Source organism: Pseudomonas sp. P5_A2_2, assembly GCF_054177685.1.
Genome location: NZ_JBGCUL010001297.1, coordinates 1 through 1,097 on the forward strand (window position 1 = coordinate 1; position 1,097 = coordinate 1,097).

At 65.2% G+C, this 1,097-nt stretch carries 1 protein-coding gene; it reads left to right on the forward strand.

The features are described 5' to 3' along the window. Position 1: 1 nt before the first annotated feature. Positions 2 to 1,097, forward strand: a 1,096-nt coding sequence (locus ACXRVY_RS30925) for an acetyl-CoA C-acetyltransferase (RefSeq protein ID WP_458239199.1), incomplete at its 3' end; no start/stop codon positions are given.

Here is a 1,097-nt window from a genome sequence, read left to right on the forward strand (position 1 = left end):
CATGCAAGAAGTCGTCATTGTTGCCGCCACGCGCACCGCGATCGGCAGCTTCCAGGGATCCCTGGCCAATGTGTCCGCGGTTGACCTGGGCGCTGCGGTGATCCGCCAGTTGCTGGCGCAAACCGGACTGGATCCTGCGCAAGTCGATGAAGTGATCATGGGCCAGGTGCTGACCGCCGGCGCCGGGCAAAACCCTGCGCGCCAGGCCGCGATCAAGGCCGGCCTGCCCTTCGCCGTGCCGGCCATGACCCTGAACAAGGTCTGCGGTTCGGGCCTCAAGGCCTTGCACCTGGGTGCTCAGGCGATTCGCTGCGGCGATGCCGAAGTGATCATTGCTGGCGGTCAGGAAAACATGAGCCTGGCCAACTACGTCATGCCCGGTGCCCGCACCGGCCTGCGCATGGGTAACGGGCAAATCGTCGACACCATGATCAGCGATGGCCTGTGGGATGCATTCAACGATTACCACATGGGCATCACTGCCGAGAACCTGGCCGAGAAGTACAGCCTGAGCCGCGAGCAGCAGGACGCGTTCGCCGCTGCCTCGCAGCAGAAAGCCGTGGCCGCTATCGAGGCCGGGCGCTTCGTCGATGAAATCACCCCGATCCTGATCCCGCAGCGCAAGGGCGATCCGCTGTCCTTCGCCACCGACGAGCAGCCACGGGCCGGCACCACCGCCGAATCCCTGGGCAAGCTCAAGCCAGCCTTCAAGAAGGACGGTTCGGTGACCGCCGGTAACGCTTCGTCGCTGAACGACGGTGCCGCGGCCGTGATCCTGATGAGCGCCGAAAAGGCCAAAGCCCTCGGCCTGCCGGTACTGGCGAAAATCGCCGCCTACGCCAACGCAGGCGTCGATCCGGCGATCATGGGCATCGGCCCGGTGTCGGCCACCCGCCGCTGCCTGGACAAGGCCGGCTGGAACATCAACCAGCTTGAGCTGGTTGAGGCCAACGAAGCCTTCGCCGCGCAATCCCTGGCGGTGGCCAAGGACCTGGAATGGGACTTGAACAAGGTCAACGTCAACGGCGGCGCCATTGCGCTCGGTCACCCGATCGGGGCCTCGGGTTGCCGCGTGCTGGTGACCCTGCTGCATGAAA